Annotated in this window: 16 protein-coding genes; 6 read left to right on the forward strand and 10 right to left on the reverse strand. The window is 55.9% G+C overall.

Annotated elements, in window-relative coordinates:
• Window positions 1–966: 966 nt before the first annotated feature.
• On the reverse strand, window positions 967–1623 hold the full coding sequence (can, locus tag ABSH60_RS13340) for a carbonate dehydratase (protein ID WP_056774718.1): 657 nt from the start codon (window positions 1621–1623) through the stop codon (window positions 967–969).
• A gap of 135 nt (window positions 1624–1758) precedes the next feature.
• Between can and ABSH60_RS13345 the strand changes: the two genes are divergently transcribed.
• Complete coding sequence (locus tag ABSH60_RS13345) at window positions 1759–2682, forward strand: ATP-binding cassette domain-containing protein (RefSeq protein WP_390974304.1); 924 nt, start codon at window positions 1759–1761, stop codon at window positions 2680–2682.
• Window positions 2682–3452, forward strand: coding sequence for an ABC transporter permease (locus ABSH60_RS13350; RefSeq protein WP_056774725.1), 771 nt, complete (start codon window positions 2682–2684; stop codon window positions 3450–3452). The genes ABSH60_RS13345 and ABSH60_RS13350 overlap by 1 nt, the downstream gene beginning before the upstream one ends.
• Before the next feature lie 41 nt (window positions 3453–3493).
• On the opposite strand, the gene panD is transcribed toward ABSH60_RS13350, so the two are convergent.
• From panD to panB, 3 genes are all read right to left on the reverse strand, one after another.
• Window positions 3494–3874, reverse strand: coding sequence for an aspartate 1-decarboxylase (panD, locus tag ABSH60_RS13355; protein ID WP_056774729.1), 381 nt, complete (start codon window positions 3872–3874; stop codon window positions 3494–3496).
• A gap of 105 nt (window positions 3875–3979) precedes the next feature.
• Window positions 3980–4834, reverse strand: a complete 855-nt coding sequence (gene panC / locus ABSH60_RS13360) for a pantoate--beta-alanine ligase (protein WP_183848620.1) — start codon at window positions 4832–4834, stop codon at window positions 3980–3982.
• 15 nt (window positions 4835–4849) lie between these two features.
• Window positions 4850–5644, reverse strand: a complete 795-nt coding sequence (gene panB, locus ABSH60_RS13365) for a 3-methyl-2-oxobutanoate hydroxymethyltransferase (protein WP_112287803.1) — start codon at window positions 5642–5644, stop codon at window positions 4850–4852.
• 158 nt (window positions 5645–5802) lie between these two features.
• Between panB and qseB the strand changes: the two genes are divergently transcribed.
• Entirely contained in the window at window positions 5803–6480 is a 678-nt protein-coding gene (qseB, locus tag ABSH60_RS13370) for a quorum sensing response regulator transcription factor QseB (protein WP_136375920.1), read from the forward strand.
• A gap of 5 nt (window positions 6481–6485) precedes the next feature.
• Window positions 6486–7844: a quorum sensing histidine kinase QseC gene (qseC, locus tag ABSH60_RS13375; RefSeq protein ID WP_390975763.1), complete on the forward strand. Its 1359-nt coding sequence runs from the start codon at window positions 6486–6488 to the stop codon at window positions 7842–7844.
• 5 nt (window positions 7845–7849) lie between these two features.
• Here the strand turns inward: qseC and folK are convergent, their stop codons facing one another.
• The 6 genes from folK to thpR form a co-directional block, all read right to left on the reverse strand.
• Window positions 7850–8329 carry a 2-amino-4-hydroxy-6-hydroxymethyldihydropteridine diphosphokinase gene (folK, locus tag ABSH60_RS13380; protein ID WP_122094117.1) on the reverse strand — a complete coding sequence of 160 codons (480 nt, stop codon included), beginning with the start codon at window positions 8327–8329 and terminating at the stop codon, window positions 7850–7852.
• On the reverse strand, window positions 8326–9654 hold the full coding sequence (gene pcnB / locus ABSH60_RS13385) for a polynucleotide adenylyltransferase PcnB (RefSeq protein ID WP_217202858.1): 1329 nt from the start codon (window positions 9652–9654) through the stop codon (window positions 8326–8328). Before pcnB ends, folK begins: the two co-directional genes overlap by 4 nt.
• A 489-nt stretch (window positions 9655–10143) precedes the next feature.
• Window positions 10144–11010, reverse strand: coding sequence for a tRNA glutamyl-Q(34) synthetase GluQRS (gene gluQRS / locus ABSH60_RS13390; protein ID WP_390974308.1), 867 nt, complete (start codon window positions 11008–11010; stop codon window positions 10144–10146).
• Window positions 11011–11091: 81 nt separating this feature from the next.
• Complete coding sequence (gene dksA / locus ABSH60_RS13395; protein ID WP_013576943.1) at window positions 11092–11547, reverse strand: RNA polymerase-binding protein DksA; 456 nt, start codon at window positions 11545–11547, stop codon at window positions 11092–11094.
• Window positions 11548–11800: 253 nt separating this feature from the next.
• Window positions 11801–12511, reverse strand: coding sequence for a DNA/RNA nuclease SfsA (sfsA, locus tag ABSH60_RS13400; protein WP_056774757.1), 711 nt, complete (start codon window positions 12509–12511; stop codon window positions 11801–11803).
• A gap of 21 nt (window positions 12512–12532) precedes the next feature.
• On the reverse strand, window positions 12533–13075 hold the full coding sequence (gene thpR / locus ABSH60_RS13405; RefSeq protein WP_390974311.1) for an RNA 2',3'-cyclic phosphodiesterase: 543 nt from the start codon (window positions 13073–13075) through the stop codon (window positions 12533–12535).
• Window positions 13076–13181: 106 nt separating this feature from the next.
• Here thpR and hrpB point away from each other — a divergent pair, with 106 nt between their 5' ends.
• A complete protein-coding gene (hrpB, locus tag ABSH60_RS13410) occupies window positions 13182–15626 on the forward strand; it encodes an ATP-dependent helicase HrpB (RefSeq protein ID WP_390975766.1) in 2445 nt (814 codons plus the stop codon).
• A gap of 207 nt (window positions 15627–15833) precedes the next feature.
• The gene (mrcB, locus tag ABSH60_RS13415; protein WP_390974313.1) at window positions 15834–18467 is read left to right on the forward strand and encodes a bifunctional glycosyl transferase/transpeptidase; all 2634 of its coding nucleotides are present in this window, start codon (window positions 15834–15836) and stop codon (window positions 18465–18467) included.
• Window positions 18468–18608: the final 141 nt, after the last annotated feature.

Consider the following 18608-nt stretch of genomic DNA (forward strand, 5'->3'; position numbering starts at 1 on the left):
ATTCAATAACAATTACGCCTCATTAATAGATGATATGCTTGCTATATTGCATACGGCGTTCAATCGCTAGCAGCTAAACCAAGACACCATCTTATCGGCTTATGTTTAATTATGTTGGGGCAAAAGTCCTTTTCACTTTGTTGATCTTCGGGGTTTCTGCTCTAATGCGCGCCACAATCGCCTCACGGCGGCTGTGTCTGTCCAGTCAATAACGCTCAGGTTGTCAGAATTGGACGCTGTTGGCGCGCTCCCATCCCGGCTATCACGCCAATCTGTGGCCTGTTTCGTTCCACCTAACCCACAGTTACTGACACAACTCCAAGGCGCACCGGAGGCGTTTTTGCGGTCAAAACCTCAGAATCAACGGCGGAAGAAACGATGCGTCATCGAGTGGTTCGCGTTTCATCAACATGAGATTCGCCGGGGTGGGGCACGAAAATGCTCACAACCTTTTTCATTTATTCATCGCAGGTATTCAGCTCATTGGCAACGCGACGTGCTACGCAGAGAGTCTGATCGTCACGCGCTACATGAGTGCCGCCCTGGCACTCATGTAAGCCATAACGTCACCGGCGTCAGCAGCAGAGTCCGTCAGCAGCTCGCCGGTTTCGACATTCTCCAGGTCACGACTTTTCAGATAATCCAGATTCGACAGGCGGCAGTAACATAATCACCCTGCAAAGAATTCCCGGACACGCGAATATCAACCAGACATGGTCTATGCTCACTTCGCTCCGGACTTCCTGCAGGACGCAATTTCCTTTAATCCACTGAGGGGGAAAGCGGGGCTGGAGTGTCCACATAGTGTCCACACCTAAGCATCTTTATAGGGCTTACTGCTGCTTACAGCATTTATAACTCATTGATTTATAGTGATCGGGTTATAAGTGCAGGAAAAATAAATAACAAAAAAGGCACATTTTTGTGCCTTTTGTTTTTTGAATTTCTGTAGAGTAGTGCGGCTTGTTATTGCGGGTCGCCGTTGAGCAGGGCGGAGACACCCTGGCGGTAACGCTGTTCCAGCGTTTCGCGGCTGGTGGCGTCGACTTCGAGGTTACGCAGACGTCCGTCCTGAATGCCGTAAACCCAGCCGTGCAGCGTGACTTTCTGGCCGCGTTTCCAGGCCGATTGCATCACGGTGGAGTGGCCGAGGTTATAAACTTGTTCAACCACGTTCAGTTCGCACAACTTGTCGAGGCGCTTTTCTGGCGACAGTTCGCCCAGCAGGGAGCTGTGTTTGTACCAGATGTCCCGGATATGCAACAACCAGTTATTTATCAAACCCAGTTCAGGGTTTTCAACCGCCGCCTGCACACCGCCACAGCCGTAGTGACCGCAGATAATCACGTGTTCGACTTCCAGCACGTCGATAGCATATTGCACCACGGACAGGCAGTTAAGGTCGGTGTGAATGACCAGGTTGGCAACGTTACGGTGAACGAAAAGTTCACCCGGCTCCAGCCCTGTCAGGCGTTCGGCAGGCACACGGCTGTCAGAACAGCCAATCCACAGGAAACGGGGTTTTTGAGATTGGGAAAGCCGCTCAAAGAAACCAGGATCTTCATCAATCATGGTTTTGGACCAGGCTGCGTTATTGCTGATGAGTCTTTCTATGTCATTCATTGATGTTAATAGCCTGTGTTACGAGCTGACTGCGATGGAGTAATATAGGGCAATGCCCCGACTTTTCAAACTGATTCGGCATCTCCGTTTACTCATTCTTACAACAGGGTTTTCACAAGAAGGTACGCTCCCTTTATGAATTACGCATTGGAACTGGAAAAGTTAACCAAAACTTACGCCGGTGGTGTACAGGCTTTGCGTGGAATCGATCTGCGCGTCGAAGCCGGCGATTTTTATGCCCTGCTTGGGCCAAACGGTGCGGGTAAATCCACCACCATTGGCATCATCAGTTCACTGGTCAACAAATCCGCTGGCAAAGTGCGGGTGTTTGGTTACGACATCGATAAAGACATCGTCAACGCCAAACGCCAGCTCGGGCTGGTGCCGCAGGAATTTAACTTCAACCCGTTTGAAACGGTCATGCAGGTGGTGGTGAATCAGGCCGGTTATTACGGCGTGCCGCGTCCGCTGGCGCTGCAACGCGCCGAAAAATACCTGACCCAGCTGGATCTGTGGGGCAAACGCAACGAGCGTTCGCGCATGCTGTCCGGCGGGATGAAACGCCGTCTGATGATCGCCCGTGCGCTGATGCACGAGCCAAAACTGCTGATCCTCGATGAGCCGACGGCGGGCGTGGACATCGAACTGCGCCGCTCCATGTGGGGCTTCCTGAAAGAGCTGAATGCGCAGGGCACCACTATCATTCTGACCACGCACTATCTGGAAGAAGCGGAAATGCTGTGCCGCAACATCGGCATCATTCAGGGCGGCCAGCTGGTGGAAAACACCAGCATGAAAGAACTGCTGTCGAAGCTGAAATCCGAAACCTTCATCCTGGATTTAGGGGTAAAAAGCCCGCTTCCGGTGCTGGAAGGCTACCGCAGCCAGCTGACGGACACGTCAACGCTGGAAGTGGAAGTGATGCGCGAGCAGGGCCTGAACGCGTTGTTCAGCCAGCTGAGTAAACAGGGTGTGCAGGTATTGAGTATGCGTAACAAAGCGAACCGTCTGGAAGAGCTGTTTGTCACGCTGGTGAACGGCAGCGAGGAAAAGAAATAATGTCGCAACTGTATTGGGTGGCACTGAAAAGTATCTGGCTGAAAGAGATCAACCGGTTTGGACGCATCTGGATCCAGACGCTGGTTCCGCCGGTCATCACCATGACGCTGTATTTCATCATCTTTGGGAATCTGATCGGCTCGCAAATTGGCAGCATGCATGGTTTTACTTACATGCAGTTTATCGTACCGGGCCTGATCATGATGGCGGTGATCACCAACTCGTACGCCAACGTGGCATCGTCGTTTTTCAGCGCCAAATTCCAGCGCAATATTGAAGAGCTGCTGGTGGCACCGGTGCCGACGCACGTGGTGATCGCCGGTTATGTCGGCGGCGGGGTGGCGCGTGGGATCTGCGTGGGGATCCTGGTGACCGCGATTTCCCTGTTCTTCGTGCCGCTGGTGATCCATTCCTGGTGGGTGATCGCGCTGACGCTGCTGCTGACCGCGATCTTATTCTCGCTGGGCGGCCTGCTGAACGCCGTGTTTGCGACAACCTTTGATGATATCAGCCTGATCCCGACCTTCGTGCTGACGCCGCTGACCTATCTGGGTGGCGTGTTCTATTCGTTGTCCCTGCTGCCGCCTGTCTGGCAGGCGGTTTCCAAGCTCAACCCGATCGTCTACATGATCAGCGGTTTCCGCTACGGTTTCCTGGGGATTTCTGACGTGCCGCTGGTGTTTACCATGAGCGTGCTGGTGGCGTTTATTGCGGTGTTTTACCTGCTGGCGTGGTACCTGATTGAACGCGGTCGCGGCCTGAGAAGTTGATTTTTGCTTTGCTCCTCCCCCTTAGCAGGGGGAGGATTTTATCATGCCACCTGAACCGGCACGGCTTTCGCGGTGCGTTTCAGCTGGTTTTCACCTTCGAAATAAGCCACTTTCGGTTTGTGCTGACGAGCCTGTTCATCTGACATCTGCACGTATGAACAGATGATCAGCAGATCGCCGACGCAGGCACAGCGCGCTGCCGCACCGTTGACCGAAATAATCCGCGAACCGCGTTCTGCCGCGATGGCGTAGGTCGAAAAACGCTGACCGTTATCAACGTTATAAATATCAATCGCTTCGTATTCCAGAATGCCTGAGGCATCGAGAAAATCCTGATCGATGGCGCAGGAACCTTCATAGTGCAAATCTGCCTGAGTGACGTGAACCCGGTGCAATTTGCCTTGCAGCATAGTGCGAATCATTGCTTCTACCCTTACTGACGTAAAAAGTCTGAGAATCTGCCGGGCTGAATACTAAAAATCCGATATCCAGCCGGCCAACATCTTTGCTGATTTGATCCGCGCTGTCTACTGCGTCAGATCAACCTGCTGGTTATCAATCAGCCGTGCCTTGCCCAGCCAGGCAGCCATCAGGATCACCGCTGACGTGCTGTCCACCGACAATTCCTGCAAGGTTTTCGCATCACGGATAAACAGTTCGTCCGGTGTGAAACCTGCCTGACGAAGTTGCTGTGCCGTGTCCTGCAACATCTCATCGATATGGCGCTCGCCCTGGCTCAGACGTTCCGCCAGCGCGTTCATGATCCTGTTCAGCTGTGGTGCGAGTTTACGTTCATCACTGGTCAGATAACCGTTACGTGAGCTCAGTGCCAGGCCATCTTTGGCGCGCACAATCGGCACACCGATAATCTCGATGTCATAGCCCATGTCTTCCACCATGGTGCGCAGCAGCGCCAGTTGCTGGAAGTCTTTCTGGCCGAAACAGGCCACCTGCGGTTGCACCAGATTGAACAGCTTGCTGACGATGGTTGAGACGCCACGGAAATGCCCCGGACGGCTCGCCCCTTCCAGAATGGTGGAAATTACCGGCACATCGACCTGCGTTTGCGTCGCTAAACCTTTCGGATAGATTTCCGCAGGCGAAGGAGCGAACACCAGATCCACGCCGCGTTTATTCAGCTTCTCGCAGTCTTCCTGCAAGGTGCGCGGGTAGCGTTCGAGATCATCCGGGCGCTCGAACTGCATCGGGTTGACGAAAATACTCACCACCACCACGTCGCCACGCGCTTTGGCTTCTTCCACCAGCGTCATGTGGCCTTCGTGCAGATTGCCCATGGTCGGCACCAGCGCGATGCGTTTGTTATTCTTACGAAAATCCCGGATTTCGCGACGCAGCAGCGCCACGCTGTCAATGATCAACACGGATAGTGTCCCCGATTATTTAAAGGAATGTTCTTCGCCCGGATACACGCCTTGCGCGACCTGATCGACGTAAAGGCGGACTGCGCCACGAATATCACCGGCTTCGCTGAGGAAGTCTTTGGCGAATTTCGGCGTGTGACCGCCGGTGATGCCGAACGCATCATGCATCACCAGAATCTGGCCGTCGGTGACGTTACCGGCGCCAATGCCGATCACCGGAATACTCAGCTCCTCGGTCACGCGGCGCGCCAGTTCAACGGGCACACATTCCAGCACCAGCAGTTGTGCGCCAGCTTCTTCCAGCATCATCGCATCTTTGATCAGCTGGTTAGCGGCGACTTCATCGCGGCCCTGCACCTTATAGCCACCGAAAATATTTACCGACTGCGGCGTCAGCCCCAGATGGCCGCACACCGGCACGGCGCGCTCGGTCAGCATGCGGACCGTGTCACACAGCCAGCTGCCACCTTCCAGTTTGACCATATTGCCGCCCGCGCGCATCAGCACGGCAGCGCTTTCAAACGCCTGCTCCGGCGTGGCGTAACTCATGAACGGCAGGTCAGCCAGCAATAACGCGTGAGGTGCGCCACGACGCACGCAGCGCGTGTGATAAGCAATCTCTTCTACGGTGACCGGCAGCGTGGAATCCTGACCCTGAACGACCATGCCCAGAGAATCGCCAATCAGCATGACGCTGATACCCTGTTCTGCGAACAGTTGCGCGAAACTGGCGTCATAGGCGGTAATGGTCGCAAATTTATGTTTTTCCTGCTTCCATTGGCGAAGCTGGCTCAGCGTGGTTGGTTTCATGAACACTTTCCTTTGAATAATTCATCGGATGAATATGATGCCGGTATTCTACTGTATGTGCTGAAAGGCAAACAGCACGATCAATGCGTGACTCATTGATCCAGCTCTTAAGAAATGATTAAGAAGCGTCATCTATAATGGCAAAAACGGAGGGAACCATGCGAATTCTGTTAGTTGAAGACGACAAAATGATCGGTGACGGTATTAAGGCCGGGCTGACGAAACTGGGGTTTACGCTCGACTGGTTCACCGACGGCCTGACCGGCAAAGCTGCGCTGGACAGCGCGCCTTACGATGCCGTGATCCTTGATTTAAGCCTGCCGGGTATGGACGGGATGCAACTGCTGCGCGAATGGCGAAATGCCGGACGCGATACGCCGGTGCTGATCCTCACCGCGCGGGATGCGCTGGAGCAACGTGTCGGCGGGTTGCAGGCCGGTGCCGATGACTATCTGTGCAAACCCTTTGCGCTGGTCGAGGTGGCGGCGCGTTTACAGGCGCTGATCCGCCGACGTCACGGCGTTGTCACCTCAAAAGTGATCCACGGCGGTATCGAATTTGATCCTGCGGCGCGCAGCGTCACGCTCAACGGCGACACCGTCACCCTGACGCCACGCGAAGTGGCAGTACTGGAACTGTTTCTTAATAACAAAGGCCGCGTGCTGGCCCGTACGCTGATTCAGGAAAAACTCTATAGCTGGGACGATGACGTCAGCAGCAACGCGGTCGAGGTGCACATTCACCATCTGCGCAGCAAGCTCGGCAAAGGGTTTATCCGCACCGTTCACGGCGTCGGTTATACGCTGGGCGATGCACAATCAGGGGAACCGGTGTGAAAGAACTGAAAAACCTCAGTCTGCGCCTGCGGCTGATCCTGATTTTTTCAGTGCTGGCGCTGCTTACCTGGCTGATTGCCAGCGGCGTGGCATGGCATCAGACCCGTAAACACATCAACGAAGTGTTCGATACCCAGCAAATGCTGTTTGCCAAACGCCTTGCTGCCACCGGCCTCGGTGAGCGTCTGAATGAGCAGAAAAATACCGAACTGCCGGACACCAAAAAATGGGTGCACAAAGGCTCACGTGGCCATACCGATGATGACGCGCTGACGTTTGCCATCTTCAACCGGCAGGGCGATATGTTGCTCAACGACGGGGAGAAGGGCAGGCACATCCGTTTTGACCGCGACACGCTGGGCTTTAAAGATGTCGAGCTGAAAGGCGATGACGATCTTTGGCGGATGGTCTGGCTGACCTCGCCGGACGGGCAATATCGCGTTGCCGTCGGGCAGGAATATGATTACCGCAATGATATGGCGTGGGGGCTGGTCAGCGGCCAGCTGACGCCGTGGCTGGCGTCTCTGCCGGTGCTGCTGCTGGCACTGATTTTGATGGTGACGCTGGAATTGCGGCCGCTTCGCCGTGTGGCAGAAGGCCTGCGGCAGCGTTCGCCGGAAGACGCTACGCCAATCAGCACCGATAAATTGCCGGGTGAAGTCTTGCCGCTGGCGGATGCGCTGAACTCACTGTTTACGCGAACCGGTGAAATGCTGGTTCGCGAGCGTCGTTTCACATCTGATGCCGCGCATGAGTTGCGTAGCCCGCTGGCCGCGCTGCGGGTACAAACCGAAGTGGTACAGCTTTCCGGTGACGACACCGAAATGCGCGAACATGCGCTGGAAAATCTGACCACCAGTATCGATCGTGCCACGCGGCTTGTGGATCAGTTGCTGACGCTTTCACGGCTGGAAAGCTTTGCGGAACCGGAAACGCTCGAGCATGTCGACTGGTCTTCGCTGGTCGTGCAAAGTCTGGCGGAACAGGATCACCGTGCGCACAGTAAAGGGATCGAACTGCGTTTTGAGCACCATGGCACGCCACCGGAAATGCGCGGGCAATCGCTGCTGTTATCACTGATGGTGAGAAACTTGCTGGATAATGCGATCCGCTATTCGCCTGCCGGGATTTACATCACCATTACGCTGGATGCGCAGGGTTTATGCGTCGCCGATCAGGGGCCGGGGATCACCGGTGAACATCTTGCCAGGCTGGGCGAGCGTTTTTACCGGCCACCGGGGCAGGAACAAACCGGCAGCGGGCTGGGGATTTCGATCGTGCAACGGATCGCACAGTTACATCAGATGAAGGTGGTCTACAGGAACAGGGCAGAAGGGGGGCTGGAAGTGCGGGTAAGTCGCTGAGCGACTTACCATTTCGTCAGGCCATTCAGGGGAACGCGTGCGAGCAGGCTTTGCAACGTTTCACCGTCCGGGAACACCAGTTCAGGTGCCAGATCCGCCAGCGGATAGAGCATGAACTCGCGGTTTTTCATGTCGTAATGCGGCACGATCAACCGCTCGGTGTTGATCACCTGATCGCCGTAAATCAGCATATCGAGATCTAACGTCCTCGGCCCCCATCGCTCGGCTTTACGCACGCGCCCCTGGTTTTTTTCAATCGCCTGTGTGCAATCGAGCAATTGTTCAGGAGGGAGGAGGGTATCGAGCGCCACTACGGCATTGAGATAATCCGGCTGATCTTGCGGCCCCAGCGGTTTACTGCGGTAAAACGGTGAGGCGGCCACAAAATGGGTGCGCGGCATGTGTGCCAGCGCCTCCAGTGCGCAATTTACCTGGTCCAATGGACGGGCAAGATTACTGCCCAGAGCCAGGTAAACGCGGATCATTGACCGCTATCCTTACGCGGAGCAGCCCGTTTGCGCGGACGGCGGGTGCGTGCACGGCGTGCCGGCACGGCATCTTCACCCAGCGTACCCAGCATCGTTTTCTGGGAGGCCGGAGTGGCTTCCTGGAATTCGCTCCACCATTCGGTCAGGCTTTGCAGCTCGCGATGCTGTTCTACGTCGGCACGCAGTGCCAGTAAATCGAAGGCGGCACGGAACTTAGGATGCTCCATCAGTTTGTGCGCACGCTTGCCCTGACGGCGTGAAAGACGCAGCTGCAATGCCCAGATATCACGCACCAGCGTGGTGATACGTTTAGGAATGGCCAGCGTGCGGCATTGCTCATCCAGCACATCGTTCATCGCCAGAGAGAAGGCGTCGTAATAGGTCAGACCGCCTTCCTGCGCGAGTTTCTGTGCATGTTCAATCACCGGATACCACAGCATGGCAGCGAACAGGAACGCCGGATTGACGCGCTGATCGTTGTGCAAACGGTGATCGGTGTTTTTCAATACCTGCAACAGGATGTGTTCCATCGGGCTGTCGCCGGCTTCAGTAAACTGGCGGGCAATCAGCGGGAACAACGGCTGGAAGAGCTGGTATTCGCAAAGCTTCTTGTAGGTCGCGTAGCCGTAACCGGCCTGCAACAACTTCAGGGATTCTTCGAACAGACGCGCTGGGGGAATTTCCTGCAACAGCGTGGCCAGACGTGGGATCGGCTCGGCAGTTTCCGGGCTGATTTTCATGTCCAGTTTTGCCGCGAAACGTACTGCGCGCAGCATACGCACCGGATCTTCGCGATAGCGGGTTTCCGGATCGCCAATCAGACGGATAATGCCGTTTTGCAGATCGCGCAGACCGCCGGTGTAATCGCGCACCGTAAAGTCGGCAACCCCGTAGTACAGGCTGTTGATGGTGAAGTCACGGCGCTGGGCATCATCTTCGATGGTACCGAAAATATTGTCGCGCAGCAGCATTCCGTTCTGAGCCTGCTGGGACACATTCTTGTCGTCAGTTTCTTCGTACTGTTCGTGATGACCACGGAATGTCGCGACTTCGATGATTTCCGGGCCAAACATGACGTGCGCCAGACGGAAACGGCGACCGACCAGACGACAGTTACGGAACAGCTTACGAACCTGATCCGGCGTGGCGTTGGTGGTGATATCGAAATCTTTCGGTTTTTTATCCAGCAGCAAATCGCGCACGCCGCCACCGACCAGGAAGGCTTCAAAGCCAGACTTGTTCAGGCGGTACAGCACTTTCAGCGCGTTTTCGCTGATGTCACGACGAGAGATGTTGTGCTCATCGCGTGGAACAATAGTGATGGCGCGGGTTTCACCGGCATAGTCAAACGACGGACGAGGCTTTTGTACGTGCTCGACGGGGGCGCGTGGCTCACTGCGCTCACCGCGTTGATCGTTGCGTTCGCCGCGAGGCTGATAAGGCGTGGAGCGGCGATTGTTGTTGTTACGGCGCTCGCCCCGGTTCGCGTTGTCTTCCCGGCGGCCGCGATTTTCACGGCGTTGGTCGTTGTCACGACGCTCAGGATTTTTTGCCTTCACATTGCCTTCAGCCACAGGGGAAGGATCACGACGGGAAGTCTCCTCGCGATTAACTTCTGCATGAAGCGGGGCGTCGTCATGAACAGCCTTTTCTTCACGAATGACTTTATCTTCACGAACTAGCACCTTACGGCAAAAATTGGCTACTCGGGTAAAAATGGTACACCTCGATAGTGACTGAAAAATGGCGTGACGCAAAAACAGCGGCTAATCATAGCTCACGACAGGCTCTTTGAGAATGCCGATGTGCTTTTAAGCGTTCTGACGCGGGATATCTGCTGGCGTCCAATGTGTTATCGCCCAGCGTAATAATAAAGGCAACGTATAATCCTGCCAGTTTTCCGGCAGCGTTTGCCTTAAAAAATTCAGTGCGTTAATGATTACCGGACGTGGATCGCCTTCCGGCAAGGCGGGCGCGTGATTCTGCTTCGAAAGCTTATCGCCTTTTTCATTGACCGCCAGTGGCAAATGCAGATAACCCGGTTGCGGGTAGCCAAGATGACGATACATCGAGATCTGGCGCACCGTCGGTTCGATCAAATCTGCTCCGCGCACAATGTGATTCACGCCCTGAAAATGGTCATCGACCACCACCGCAAGATTATAGGCGAACAGCCCGTCGCGGCGGCGGATAATAAAATCTTCTTCGGCAAGCGCCGCATTTGCCTGCAAGTGCCCCTGAAAATCATCGTCAAAACCGTATACCGGCAAGGTCTGATGCAGGCGGATCGCGGCGTTCTCTGGGCCTGACCCGAGCATGCGGCAATGGCCATCATACACGCCGCCGGTGTGCGCAATGCGCTGACGGGTGCAGGTGCAATAATAACTTTTCTGTTGCTGATACAGCGCGTCGAGTACCGCCTGGTAAGCGTCATGCCGCGCCGACTGCCAGAGCACCTCGCCATCCCATTCCAGACCGTAACGCTCAAGCGTCGCTAAAATCCGGCCAGCAGAGCCCGGGACTTCGCGTGGCGGATCGATATCGTCGATGCGAACTTTCCATTGTCCGTGCTGAGCGCGGGCATGCAGATAACTGCCGAGTGCGGCAATCAGCGAACCAAAATGGAGATCACCGGAAGGTGAAGGTGCGAAACGACCAATGTAGGGTGTCAAAGACATGGCAGGGTTTCAAAGAAATCAGCGTGAAGAACGGCTTTATAAAGGAAACGCGGTGCATGACGCACCGCGTGGAACCCTGAATTAACCAGCCATCTGCTTTTCGCGGATTTCTGCCAGAGTTTTACAGTCGATACACAAATCAGCAGTTGGACGTGCTTCAAGACGGCGGATACCGATCTCAACGCCACAGGAATCGCAGTAACCGAAATCCTCGTCTTCTACTTTCTTCAGTGTTTTTTCAATCTTTTTGATGAGCTTGCGTTCGCGATCACGGTTACGCAGTTCAAGGCTAAATTCTTCTTCCTGAGCGGCACGGTCAACCGGATCAGGGAAGTTTGCAGCTTCGTCCTGCATATGCGAAACGGTACGGTCTACTTCATCCCTGAGCTGATTGCGCCATGCTTCAAGAATCTTTTTGAAGTGAGCCAGCTGAGCGTCGTTCATGTACTCTTCGCCCGGCTTCTCTTGATACGGCTGCACCCCAGCGATAGCGAGAATGCTCAAGGACGACGTCTTACGGGTTTGGCCTTCTTGCATGATGCTTCTCCTACATAACACGCACTATGTTCATCCGCCTGTAGATTGCAGTTTTGCTGCAAAGAATCGGGCTTCGAACATTTCGATCCCCAAAGGGGGAAAAAATCAGGCCGCTATAAATAACAGAAGGCAACGAGGTTAGCAATTATTCCTGACAGGTGCTTGACAAGCCTGTGAGGAAAAGCGTATTCGCGACCTGTTTTTTATGCCGCCGACGACGATTAACAGGGTTATCCGAACTGGGTTTATCCGTTTAGTACTTCGTGTCCAGCGGTAATCGTTCTGTGAGGCGGATACCCTCAGCAGAAAGTGCAGCACCGTAGCACATCACTTCTACACCATTATTCTGAACATGTTTGAGTAAATCAGAATATCGCGGATCAATATGGTGTGCGGCGGACACGCTTTCAATGCCTGAATGTAAAACAGCGAAGAAAAGAACGGCTCGCTGCCCCTGCTCTGCCATCGACTGTAACTCGCGCAAATGCTTCTGACCGCGCAGTGTGACTGCATCCGGGAAATATCCCTGCCCTTGATGCAGCAACGTGACAGATTTCACTTCAATATAGCAGTCAGGTTGATTTTCTGCCTGTAACATCAAGTCTATACGGCTATTTTCGGCGCCGTATTTTACTTCTGAAGTCAATTTACTGTAACCGGATAATTCCGGAATGCGGTCCTGAGTGATGGCTTCGCGCACCAGTTGATTGGCGCGCAGCGTGTTGACGCAAATCCAGTGGTGTTGCTGAGTTTCGGTCAGTTCCCAGCTGTGGGCATACTTGCGTTTCGCGTTGTCAGAGGTGGAATACCAGACGGTATCGCCCGGCGTGGCGCAGCCGGTCATGGCGCCGGTATTGGCGCAGTGCAGCGTGATTTCGCGCCCGTCTGGCGTGATGACGTCAGCGAGAAAACGTTTGTAACGCGTGATCAGAGTGGCAGGTTGCAGCGCAGGCTCGAAGTGCATGACAGTTTCCAGTGAAATAAATTAAAGGGCAGGCGCATCAGCCAGCGGCCAGGTTTGCAGGCAGCGGTAACGCGTGCGCCCCCGCTCCCAGGTGGACTCATACAGGCTGAAGGCGTCGGCCTCCAGCAGCCAGTCGGGCGTCGCCGGGGGAATGGCGACCGGCCGCGTGGCATTGCGATAAAGCGAAACGTGCGGATGAAACGGCAATGCACTTTGATAACAACCATTGCGCGCCGCGTGGGATCGCAGCACCGAGGCCAGTTGCAGCAGCGCGTTGGGTGCCCGCCGGGTGCCGACCCACACCACGCCGGAGCCCGGCCAGTGGCCGATGTCATCAAGCCGCAGACTGAATTTATGCGCCTGAATGCGCCCGGCGATGCGGGTCAGTGCGTCGGCTTTCTGCTCACTGATTTCGCCGAGAAAGGCCAGGGTGATATGCAGATTAGCGGCCGCAACGGGGCGTCCTGTCTCCGCCGGAAACTGCGCTGCGCGCCACTTTATCACCTGCTTTTGCAGTGCGGGCGGCAGTGACAAAGCGAAAAACAGACGGCGTTCGACAGACATATTCATTCCTGTGGCGGGCATTGCGGGTCATTCACGGCAACATGCCGGATGTGGGGCTAAATGCTACAATGCCCGCCGTTTAAAGTTAACTCTCATGGAGCATTCATTGTCTTCTTTGCCGGTCAGCGCCGTACTCGAACCGCTTTTAGCCGCACTGCAACAGGCGTCGCAGGTACTTTTGCTTGCGCCCACCGGTGCGGGGAAATCCACCTGGCTGCCCTTGCAGCTGCTGAAACAGGCGAATCTGCCGGGCAAAATCCTGTTGCTGGAACCGCGCCGTCTGGCGGCGAAAAACGTCGCTTTCCGTCTGGCGCAGCAACTGGGGGAAACGCCGGGGCAAACAGTCGGGTACCGTATGCGCGCCGAAAGCAAGACCAGCGCGGCGACCCGCCTTGAAGTGGTGACCGAAGGCATTCTGACCCGCATGGTGCAGGCTGATCCAGAACTGACCGGCGTGTCGATGGTGATCCTCGATGAGTTCCATGAGCGCAGTTTGCAGGCCGATCTGGCGCTGGCGCTGCTGCTTGATGTGCAAAATGCGCTGCGTGATGATTTAAAACTGCTGATCATGTCGGCCACGCTCGATAATCTTCGCCTCTCTTCTTTGCTGCCGGAAGCGCCGGTCATTGAATCCGCAGGCCGCAGTTTTCCGGTCGACCGTCAGTATCTTTCTCTCGCCACGCACGAACGGCTGGACGACGGTGTGGCACGCGCAGTCAGCCGCCTGATGGCAGAAAATCACGGTTCGATGCTGCTGTTTTTACCGGGCGTCGCTGAAATCACCCGCGTTCAAAATCTGCTTAACGGCAGGCTGGCAGATGATGTGGATCTCTGTCCGCTTTACGGCGCGTTGTCGCTGGATCAGCAGCAGAAAGCCATTCAGCCCTCACCGGCCGGACGCCGTAAAATCGTTCTGGCGACCAATATTGCTGAAACCAGTCTGACCATTGAAGGCATCCGTCTGGTGGTGGACAGCGGTCTGGAACGCAGCGCGCAGTTTGACCCGCGCAGCGGCCTGACGCGGCTGGTGACGCAGCGTATCAGCCAGGCGTCGATGACTCAGCGGGCGGGCCGCGCGGGCCGTCTCGAACCGGGGTTGTGCTGGCATCTGTTCAGTAAAGAGCAGGCGGAACGCGCCAGTGCGCAGGCCGAAGCCGAAATTCTGCAAAGCGATCTCAGCAGCTTCTGGCTTGAGTTGTTGCAGTGGGGCTGTCAGGACATCGGGCAATTGCAATGGCTGGATACGCCGCCCGTGGCCGCGCTGTCTGCCGCAAAACATCTCTTACACCAGCTTGGCGCGACCGACGGGCAGGGAAAACTCACTGCCGCAGGCCAGCGTATGGCGCAACTCGGCTGCGATCCGCGTCTGGCGGCCATGCTGATTTCTGCTGCGGCGCAGAGCCCGGACGCGCTCGCCACCGCAGCGTTGCTGGCCGCGATGCTCGAAGAACCGCCGCGCGGGGGATTGCCGGATATTGATTACTGGTTCAGCCGTGCGCAGGGAAACTGGCAGCGGCGGGCAAAACAGCTGGCGCAGCGTACCGGAGCGAAAAGCGGAGAGCCGGATGCTTCCCTGGCGCCGTGGCTGCTGGCCCGCGCCTTCAGCGACCGTATTGCCCAGCGTCGCGGTGAAGAGGGGCGCTATCTGCTGGCCAACGGATTAGGCGCGTCTTTGCCGCAGGACGACGGATTAACCCGCGCGCCGTGGCTGGTCGCGCCGCAATTATTGCAGGGCAACAACAGCCCGGACGCCCGTATTCTGCTGGCGATCTCGCTGGATATTACCCAACTGCCGTCGCGCCTGCCGGACGTCGTTAACGAGCAGACGGCGGTGGAGTGGGATGAAGAAAAAGGCACGCTGCGCGCCTGGCGTCGCTGGCAGATCGGCAGGCTGGTGCTCAAAGCCAGTCCGCTGGCGAAACCGGATGACGACGAACTGCAACAGGCGCTGATTGACTGGATCCGCACCCAGGGATTACAGGCACTCAACTGGTCGGTAGCGGCAGAGCAATTGCGGCTGCGGCTGATGTGTGCGGCAAAATGGCTGCCGGAAGTCCCGTGGCCCGCGATGGATGACGACGCCCTGCTCGACGGGCTGGAAAACTGGTTACTGCCCTCGTTAAAAGGCGTGCGTTCGTTAAAATCGCTGCAACAGGTCGATCTGCATGAGGCGTTGTTAAGACTGCCGGACTGGCAACAGCGGCAGCGTCTGGACAGCGCCTTACCGACTCATTACACCGTGCCGACTGGCAGTCGTCTGCCGATCCGCTATCATGCAGACCTGCCACCGGCGCTTTCGGTGCGGATGCAGGAGATGTTCGGCGAAGAGCGCAGCCCGAGCCTGGCGGAGGGAAGGGTGAATGTGGTGCTGGAGTTGTTGTCCCCGGCGCAGCGCCCGTTACAAATCACCGCCGATCTGGCGGCGTTCTGGCAGGGCTCCTACCGTGAAGTGCAAAAAGAAATGAAAGGCCGGTATCCGAAACATCCGTGGCCGGACAATCCGGCGCAAGCGCTGCCCACGCGGCGTACCAAAAAATATTCAGCGCAATGACTAAATGTGCAGAAAGGAAACAATTTTTCAGACATTTCTTCTGGGCGAAATCCAAAGCGGGGCACAGAGTAAGCGCCTTGCGGCCTGTCCTGCAGGCTTTTTACAGTATCCTTTTGAAATACAATATTTTTTGAAATTAAAAATGACAATGACTCAGCAAAGCAGAATCATTATGACGAACACAGCAGCACGTTGGGAGAATGACTGATGTCTGGCGATGATCGCGAGCCGATTGGCCGCAAAGGTAAACCTGGCGGGCGCAAGCCTTCGCGGGAGCGTCCTGTCCGCCGTAACCGTCGGGATGACGATTACGATGACTATGAAGAAGAAGTGGATGAAGACGTTGAGGATGACGATGACTACGAAGAAGAGCGGGAGTCGCGCATGACCCGTAAAGCTGCACCGCGCAAAGCGAAAAAAGGCGGCAAAAAAAGCCTTAAGCGTCGTTTGTTCTGGCTGATGGTCAAACTGTTCGTCGTTTTTGCCATTCTGCTGGGCATTTACGCGGTGTACCTCAACCGTGAAATTCACAGCCGCATTGATGGCGGGAAAGTCTGGCAACTTCCGGCGGCGGTCTATGGCCGTCAGGTGAATCTCGAGCCGGACATGTCGATCAGTAAAGCGGAAATGGTCGGGCTGCTGGAAGGCACGCAATATCGCGAAGTGACGCGCATCACCCGTCCGGGCGAATTTACCGTTCACGCGAATTACATCGATATGCTGCGCCGGCCGTTTGATTTCCCGGAAGGCAAAGAAGGGCAGGTTAACGCCCGTCTGATGTTCGACGGCAACAGCCTGTCAGAAATTAAAAACCTGGATAATCAGCGTGATTTTGGGCTGTTCCGCCTTGATCCGCGTTTGATCACCATGTTGCAGGCGTCTAACGCCAACGGTGAACAGCGCCTGTTCGTGCCGCGTTCCGGCTTCCCGGATTTGCTGGTGGATACGCTGCTGGCCACGGAAGACCGTCACTTCTATGAACACGACGGGATTAACTTCTATTCCATCGGGCGTGCGGTGCTGGCGAACCTGACGGCCGGTCATGCGGTGCAGGGCGGTTCAACGCTGACACAGCAGCTGGTGAAAAACCTGTTCCTGACCAACGAGCGTTCACTGAGCCGAAAAGCGCGTGAAGCGGTGATGGCCGTGCTGCTGGATGCGGATTACAGCAAAGATCGTATTCTCGAGCTGTATCTGAACGAAGTGTATCTCGGCCAGAGCGGGTCGGATCAGATCCGTGGTTTCCCACTGGCGAGCCTGTATTACTTTGGTCGTCCGGTGAACGAACTGAGTCTGGATCAGCAGGCATTGCTGGTCGGCATGGTGAAAGGGGCGTCGCTGTACAACCCGTGGCGTAACCCGAACATGGCGTTGCAGCGCCGTAATCTGGTGCTGCGCTTGCTGGTCGATCAGAAAGTTATCGATCAGGAACTGTATGACATGCTCAGCGCGCGTCCGCTCGGCGTACAGCCGAAGGGCGGGGTGATTTCACCTCAGCCGGCGTTTATGCAGATGGTGCGCCAGGAGTTGCAGGCGAAACTCGGCGATAAAGTGCAGGATATGTCCGGGGTGAAAATCTTCACCACGCTGGATCCGATTTCACAGGATGCGGCAGAAAAAGCGGTCGAAGAAGGCATTCCGTTACTGCGTAAGAAAAGCGGTCTGAATGACATCGAAACCGCCATGGTGATTGTTGACCGTTATACCGGCGAAGTGCGCGGTATGGTGGGCGGTGCGGAAACGCAGTTTGCCGGTTTCAACCGTGCCATGCAGGCACGCCGTCAGGTCGGTTCTCTGGCAAAACCGGCCACCTATCTGACCGCGCTGTCTCAGCCGGATAAATACCGCCTCAACACTATTCTGGCTGACCAGCCGCTGACCCTGAAACTGGCGAACGGCCAGACCTGGTCACCGAAAAACGATGACCATCAGTTCCGCGGTCAGGTTCTGCTGGTGGATGCACTGGCGCGTTCCATGAACGTACCGACGGTCAATCTGGGTATGGCCGTTGGCCTGGATAACATTACCAAGACGCTGATTGATTTAGGCATTCCGAAAGAATCCCTGAACCAGACTCCGTCGATGTTGCTGGGGGCAATCGCCCTGACGCCGATGGAAGTGGCTCAGGAATACCAGACCATTGCCAGCGGCGGTAACAAAGCACCTCTGTCGGCGGTGCGTTCGGTGATTGCGGAAGACGGCACCGTGCTGTATCAGAGCTTCCCGCAGGCTGTCCGGGTGATCCCGGCGCAGGCCGCGTATCTGACGCTGTACGCCATGCAACAGGTTGTGCAGGAAGGGACATCGCGCGCGCTGGCGAACAAATTCCCGAAACTGCATCTGGCGGCGAAAACCGGGACCTCGAACGAACTGCGCGACAGCTGGTTCGCCGGTATTGATGGTAATCAGGTCGCCATCACCTGGGTTGGCCGTGATAACAACGGCCCGTCGAAACTGTGGGGCTCAACCGGTGCGCTGGTGCTTTACGGACGTTATCTGGAAAACGGCACACCACAGCCACTGAATCTGCAAATGCCGGAAGGCATCAGCACCATGAACATCGACGGCAGCGGTAACTTCGTTTGCGGTGGCGGTTCAGGTTCAGGCATGCTGAGCGGCGGCGGCGCGGTGCGCTCGATTCCGGTCTGGACCGATTCTCCGGATGCAATGTGTCAGGCGTCTGTGAGCGCTGTTCAGCAGCAGCAACAACAGATGCAGCAGCAGCAACAACAGCAACCTTCCTCTCAGGGGCAGCAGCCACAACAGCAGCAGCAGGATGAGAAGAAAGACAGTAATGGTGTCGCTGGCTGGATCAAGGATATGTTCGGGTCAGGTAACTGATAAACAGCGGATTCATTAAAGTGAAAAGGCGCAATGAGAGTTGCGCCTTTTTTATTTGTTATTCTTAACCCAAATTCACGCACGCAGATTTACATTCTCCGCAAGCTGGTTACATCCATTCCCGTTTAATTTATAGGCACT

Origin of the sequence: Rahnella sp. R3(2024), assembly GCF_042920125.1 — a bacterium.
GTDB classification, from domain to species: Bacteria; Pseudomonadota; Gammaproteobacteria; order Enterobacterales; family Enterobacteriaceae; genus Rahnella; species Rahnella rivi.

Bases quoted from the DNA above. Each gene is read 5' to 3' on its own strand.
- can (WP_056774718.1), bottom strand. From the start codon at position 1,623: ATGAATGACATAGAAAGACTCATCAGCAATAACGCAGCCTGGTCCAAA.
- ABSH60_RS13345 (WP_390974304.1), top strand. From the start codon at position 1,759: ATGAATTACGCATTGGAACTGGAAAAGTTAACCAAAACTTACGCCGGT.
- ABSH60_RS13350 (WP_056774725.1), top strand. From the start codon at position 2,682: ATGTCGCAACTGTATTGGGTGGCACTGAAAAGTATCTGGCTGAAAGAG.
- panD (WP_056774729.1), bottom strand. From the start codon at position 3,874: ATGATTCGCACTATGCTGCAAGGCAAATTGCACCGGGTTCACGTCACT.
- panB (WP_112287803.1), bottom strand. From the start codon at position 5,644: ATGAAACCAACCACGCTGAGCCAGCTTCGCCAATGGAAGCAGGAAAAA.
- qseB (WP_136375920.1), top strand. From the start codon at position 5,803: ATGCGAATTCTGTTAGTTGAAGACGACAAAATGATCGGTGACGGTATT.
- folK (WP_122094117.1), bottom strand. From the start codon at position 8,329: ATGATCCGCGTTTACCTGGCTCTGGGCAGTAATCTTGCCCGTCCATTG.
- gluQRS (WP_390974308.1), bottom strand. From the start codon at position 11,010: ATGTCTTTGACACCCTACATTGGTCGTTTCGCACCTTCACCTTCCGGT.
- dksA (WP_013576943.1), bottom strand. From the start codon at position 11,547: ATGCAAGAAGGCCAAACCCGTAAGACGTCGTCCTTGAGCATTCTCGCT.
- sfsA (WP_056774757.1), bottom strand. From the start codon at position 12,511: ATGCACTTCGAGCCTGCGCTGCAACCTGCCACTCTGATCACGCGTTAC.
- thpR (WP_390974311.1), bottom strand. From the start codon at position 13,075: ATGTCTGTCGAACGCCGTCTGTTTTTCGCTTTGTCACTGCCGCCCGCA.
- mrcB (WP_390974313.1), top strand. From the start codon at position 15,834: ATGTCTGGCGATGATCGCGAGCCGATTGGCCGCAAAGGTAAACCTGGC.